The sequence below is a fragment of the Flavobacterium sp. UBA4854 genome (assembly GCF_002399805.1).
In the GTDB taxonomy this organism is placed as follows: Bacteria; Bacteroidota; Bacteroidia; order Flavobacteriales; family Flavobacteriaceae; genus Flavobacterium; species Flavobacterium ginsengisoli.
The window spans coordinates 1-5,540 of the sequence record NZ_DHEI01000138.1 but is presented as its reverse complement, the minus strand read 5'-3'; the positions used below and the strand labels follow the sequence as shown (position 1 = coordinate 5,540).

General features: G+C 32.2%; 5 protein-coding genes and 1 pseudogene. 5 read left to right on the top strand and 1 reads right to left on the bottom strand.

All coding sequences use genetic code 11. From position 1 onward, the window contains the following. Positions 1-2,183: carboxy terminal-processing peptidase (locus B3J44_RS20255; RefSeq protein WP_198854687.1), on the bottom strand; the 2,183-nt coding region annotated here is incomplete at its 3' end. Positions 2,184-2,395: 212 nt separating this feature from the next. Here B3J44_RS20255 and surE point away from each other — a divergent pair. From surE to B3J44_RS20230, 5 genes and pseudogenes are all read left to right on the top strand, one after another. Then, complete coding sequence (surE, locus tag B3J44_RS20250) at positions 2,396-3,175, top strand: 5'/3'-nucleotidase SurE (protein ID WP_286971099.1); 780 nt, start codon at positions 2,396-2,398, stop codon at positions 3,173-3,175. Next, entirely contained in the window at positions 3,168-3,437 is a 270-nt protein-coding gene (locus B3J44_RS20245; protein WP_286971097.1) for a hypothetical protein, read from the top strand. Before surE ends, B3J44_RS20245 begins: the two co-directional genes overlap by 8 nt. Before the next feature lie 67 nt (positions 3,438-3,504). Then, the gene (gene lpxB, locus B3J44_RS20240; protein ID WP_278019699.1) at positions 3,505-4,626 is read left to right on the top strand and encodes a lipid-A-disaccharide synthase; all 1,122 of its coding nucleotides are present in this window, start codon (positions 3,505-3,507) and stop codon (positions 4,624-4,626) included. Between the two features lie 6 nt (positions 4,627-4,632). Further along, entirely contained in the window at positions 4,633-5,130 is a 498-nt protein-coding gene (locus B3J44_RS20235) for a C40 family peptidase (protein WP_286971096.1), read from the top strand. 50 nt (positions 5,131-5,180) lie between these two features. Further along, a pseudogene (locus B3J44_RS20230) lies at positions 5,181-5,540 on the top strand (ComEC family competence protein); the annotation flags it as partial.

Here is a 5,540-nt window from a genome sequence, read left to right as displayed (position 1 = left end):
TAAGACTTCACTAGTTTGTCCTTTTTCATTTTAGGATTAACTGTATTTTTCACCAAACCTTTTGTCTGCAAATCATCTAGTACATTTAATGCTTCTTCTACATAAACATCTTTAGATAAAGCTTGATGCCATGCATCTCTTTTCTCTTTTAAAGATGCATCAGCTTTCATTTCATCCTCTTCATACGGAAGCGATTTAAAGATCAAATCGTTTTTGTAATCAGAAATTGGTTTGTATTTTTTTCCTTCGTTTTCAACTTGCTCTTGAGTTTCTTTAAAACTCTTAATATTCAAGCTGTATACATTTTCTTTGTTTTTAACATCAATCCATTTTGCATTATCATCAATTAATTTAAACTGAGGATTTTGAGCAATTCTGTTTTTACTGTTATTGATAGCTTTAGCAAAATTCTCATTAGAATTCCAAGTGCTATAATCTGCTGGATCAATTTTGTCCCAAGGCATTGCATTGTCAATATCTCTCTCGCCCATTTTTAAGTAAGCATAACGATCTGGCATTACAACATCACTATGAACTCCTTCAAGCTGAGTAGATCCTCCATTTATTCTGTAAAACTTTTGTCCAGTAATTTTCAATGCACCAAGATCTCCATAATTTGCATTACGCACAAACTGATTTAAATCTAATACATTTTGAACCGTTCCTTTACCGTATGTTTGTTTACTTCCGATAATTACACCACGTTTGTAATCCTGAATTGCAGCTGCTAAAATTTCAGATGCAGAAGCAGAAAAACTGTTTACCATGATAACAAGTGGTCCATCCCACTCGATTTTTTTATCTTTATCGTATAAAACTTCTTTCTTTTTACCCGCAGATTTTACTTGAACAATTGGTCCTTCTTCAATAAATAAACCTGCAATATCAACCACAGTAGAAAGAGATCCTCCACCATCATCACGAACGTCTAAAACAATACCATTGATGTTTTCTTTTTTTAGTCTCTCTACTTCTTTGGCAATATCTTTTCCTGCATCACGTCCGTCTTTGTTTTCAAAATCAATATAAAACTTAGGAAGATAAATTACTCCATATTTTAAACCGTTTTTCTCAACAACACTAGACTTTGCATAAGTTTCTTCAATTTCAACAACATCACGAATGATAGAAATCACTTTGATAGAACCATCAACTTTTTTAACCGTCAGTTTTACTTCGGTTCCTTTGTGACCTTTAATTTTTTTCACAACATCATCCAAACGCATTCCAACAACATCTACAGGCTCCTCATTTCCTTGAGCAACTTTCAAGATTAAATCTCCCGCTTCAAGTTGTTTCCCTTTCCAAGCTGGACCTCCGGAAATTAACTCATCAATTTGAGTAAAATCGTTTTTCTTAGTCAAACGAGCTCCAATACCTTCCAATTTACCACTGATATTTACATCAAAACGATCTTTTTCTTCTGGTGCAAAATAGCTTGTGTGCGGATCAAAACGAGCCATAATAGAGTTCAAATACACAGAAAACCAGTAGTCTCTATTCAAATCTTTAATTACACTAAAATTATCATCTAGAGATTTTAAAGAGCTTTCGCGAGTTTCTTTTTCTAAAGTTTCAAAAGATTTCTCTTTGTAAGCAGGATCTTTTTTCTTCTTCTCTTCTTCAATTTTTTGTTTTGTTACTAAAGAAGAAAGAGTCGATAATTTAATCTGTTTTCTCCATCTTTCATTTATCTCTGTTAAGTTTTTTGCATACGGCATTTTTTCATAATCCGCATCAAAATTCTCATCTACATTATAGTTAAATGGCTGACTTAAAATCGTTTTATAACGTTTTTTACTTTCTTCCATACGCTTCATTAACCTTGTATAAGTAAGGTTGAAGAACGTAATATCTTTATTCAAAAACTGATCATCCAACATTAATTCATACTGTTTGAATTCGTCAATATCAGACTGAAGGAAAAATCTTTTTGAAGGGTCTAAAGCATCAATATAATCCTTGAAAATACCTTTAGAAAATTCATCATTTATTTCTGCTGGGCTATAATGTCCTTTTTCAATAACAAATGCTAGTAATTCTAAAAGTGTCTTGTCTCTGTTCGGATCTGGGTCGATTGTCCTATCGGCATTCATCTTAAATGCAAACAATGTAAGCGATAAGCACAATACGGCTATGAGTATCTTATAATTTCTTTTCATAAACTTTATAATAGCATTCATCAATTTTTTTATCTAAGTTACGTTAAAAACTATGCCACGAGAGCTAACGCTTCGATAATTTTTTGTTAAAGATATAAAAATGTTTAATTCGTAAAAAAGTTCTTTACCTTAGTTGACAAATTTTGCACTATTTGTGACTTCTCACAAATAATTGTGATTAATTTTGTTTTTAAAATCTTACAATTGTTAAAACTACACATAATATTTATTAAATGAAAGCTGAGAAACCACTTATATTGGTAACTAACGACGATGGTATTTTAGCTCCTGGAATTAGAGCCTTAATTAGCGTCATGGAAACAATCGGAGACGTTATTGTTGTTGCGCCAGACAAACCTCAAAGTGCAATGGGACACGCCATCACAGTCAATAATACTTTGTTTATAGATAAAATTTCAAAAGACGATGACACAATTGCAGAATACAGCTGTTCTGGAACTCCTGTAGATTGTGTAAAATTGGCAGTAAACGAAATCTTGAAACGTAAACCCGACTTATGCGTTTCGGGAATCAACCATGGATCGAATTCTTCTATCAATGTCATTTATTCTGGAACTATGAGCGCAGCTGTAGAAGCAGGAATTGAAGGCATTCAGGCAATTGGTTTTTCTCTTTTAGATTTTGATTGGAATGCCGATTTTGAACCGATCAAATCTTTTGTCAAAAAAATTGCTTTAGAAACTCTGACCAATAAACTTCCTCCAGGAGTAGTTTTAAATGTCAATTTTCCTAAACTAAAAGAATCTGAAATTAAAGGAGTAAAAGTTTGCCGTCAAGCGAAAGCCTATTATGCGCAGAAATTTGATAAAAGACAAACTCCTTTTGGAAAAGATTATTACTGGCTTGCCGGAAAATTTGTAAACGAAGATAAAGGCGAAGATACCGATGAATGGGCTTTAGCAAATGGATATATTTCAGTAGTTCCTGTTCAATTTGATTTGACTGCACATCATTCTATTCAGCAACTTAACACTTGGAAATTAAATGACTAAAGAAGTGCTAATCGGTTTTTTGATCGGAATTTTCACGGCTCTTTTGGGAAGCTATTTGTTTATTACTTTTTTTACAACATTTGATATTTCGTCAGGAATTGAGATCATTAGAGAACATGGATATCTTGGAAAAATAATCACTCTTGGAACACTTTTAGATCTTGCCGTATTTGCTATTCTGCTAAAAAGAAATAAAGAATATATGGCTCGAGGTGTAATTTTAGCCGTGATTGTACTGGCTATTTCGACATTAGTTATTTAAATCTTATCTTTGCTTTGTTACCGCTATTGCGGATTTACAACTTTAGCACATTTACAAAAAAACCAACATGAAGTATTACATAATTGCAGGAGAAGCCTCTGGAGATTTACATGGTTCTAATTTAATGAAAGCATTATATGTTGAAGACCCTGAAGCAGAAATTAGATTTTGGGGCGGAGATTTAATGCAAAAAGTAGGCGGAACTCTAGTAAAACACTATCGCGATTTGGCTTTTATGGGTTTTATTGAAGTGGTTTTCAATTTAAAAACCATATTAAACAATATCAAAATCTGTAAAAAAGATATCTTGGAGTTTCAGCCAGATGTTATTATTTTTATTGATTATCCTGGTTTTAATATGCGAATTGCAAAATGGGCAAAAGAATTAGGTTATAAAACGCATTATTATATTTCTCCTCAAATTTGGGCTTGGAAAGAAAACAGAATTAAAGCCATCAAACAAGACGTTGATAAGATGTTTGTGATTTTGCCTTTTGAAAAAAGCTTTTACGAAGACAAACATCATTTTCCGGTAGATTTTGTTGGACATCCGCTTATTGATGCCATTCAGAATCAGCCTGCTTTTGATGAAGCTTTATTTAGAAAAGAAAATAATTTAGGCGAAAAACCAATTATTGCCGTTCTACCAGGAAGTCGTAAGCAGGAAATCACCAAAATGTTGAGTGTAATGCTGAGTGTCGTTGATGATTTTCAGGATTACGAATTTGTAATTGCTGGCGCTCCAAGTCAGGAATATGAATTTTATCAGCAGTTTCTAAAAAACAAAAACATCGCATTTGTTTCGAACAGAACCTACGATTTACTTCGTTCTTCAACCGCAGCTCTAGTAACTTCTGGAACTGCAACTCTTGAAACAGCTCTTTTTAAAGTTCCAGAAGTAGTTTGTTATAAAGGAAGCGAAGTTTCGTACCAAATTGCAAAACGTATCATCACTTTAAAATACATTTCTCTTGTCAATTTAATTATGGATCAAGAAGTTGTAACTGAATTAATTCAAGGAGATTGCAATAAAAAACGAATTAAAGAAGAACTTCAAAAATTATTAGAACCTGATTATCGCAATAAAGTGCTACATAATTACGATATATTAGAACAAAAATTAGGCGGAGTTGGAGCGAGTAAAAATACAGCAAAACTCATTGTTGCCGATTTAAAACAAAATAAGTAACTGATTTTGAAAAGAATTGTAATTTCCCTCCTTTTAGCAATTGCTTTTACTTCTTGTAAATCGACTTCTACAGCGGTATCAAAAAGTGGCACAAAAAGCGAATCAAAAAAAGAAAACAAAGCTTTGGTTAATACTTTAATCGAAAAAGCAACTGATAATATTGGCGTTCGCTATAAAGCAGGAGGAACTACAAAAAGCGGTTTTGATTGTTCTGGACTTGTTTACACTACTTTTGAAAGTGAAAACATCCAACTTCCAAGAAGCTCTTATGATCAAGCAAAAATTGGAAAAGTCATTCCATTAAATGATGCAAAAAAAGGCGATTTAATTTTCTTTAAAACTAACAAAAGCAGACAAATAAATCACGTCGGATTAATCACAGAAGTTAATTCTGACGAAATTAAATTTGTTCATTCCTCTACTTCTAAAGGTGTGATTATTTCTTCTACTAAAGAAGCTTATTACAAAAACTCTTTTGAACAGGTAAATAGGGTTCTTCCATAAAAACCTATTTTTTTATTATTTTTCTTACAAATATTTAATACTTTTAAGCCATGAAAGTATTAGATTTTCCGTTAGTAAAAATTACAATAGCCTTTATATTTGGCATAATTGCCTCATATTATCTACATTTTTCAATATCGATAATTGCTTTTCCGCTTTCGCTGAGTTTTATTGCATTCTTTGTCGTTTTCTTTTGGATCTTAAAACGGAATAAGAAATCCTCTCTATTTGGTATTCTCAGTTGTGGTTTAGCCTTTTTCATCGGAACTTTTACTCTTATTAGTCACACTGAAAATCTTCAAAAAGACAATTACACTCATTGTAAATCTGCTTTTAAAAGCAAACAATCTACTACTTTAATTCTTAGAGAAAAATTAAAAAGCAACGATTATAGTGATCGGTACATTGGT

Coding starts and splice junctions, on each gene's coding strand:
- B3J44_RS20245 (WP_286971097.1), top strand. CDS start 3,168: ATGACTAAAGAAGTGCTAATCGGTTTTTTGATCGGAATTTTCACGGCT.
- surE (WP_286971099.1), top strand. CDS start 2,396: ATGAAAGCTGAGAAACCACTTATATTGGTAACTAACGACGATGGTATT.
- lpxB (WP_278019699.1), top strand. CDS start 3,505: ATGAAGTATTACATAATTGCAGGAGAAGCCTCTGGAGATTTACATGGT.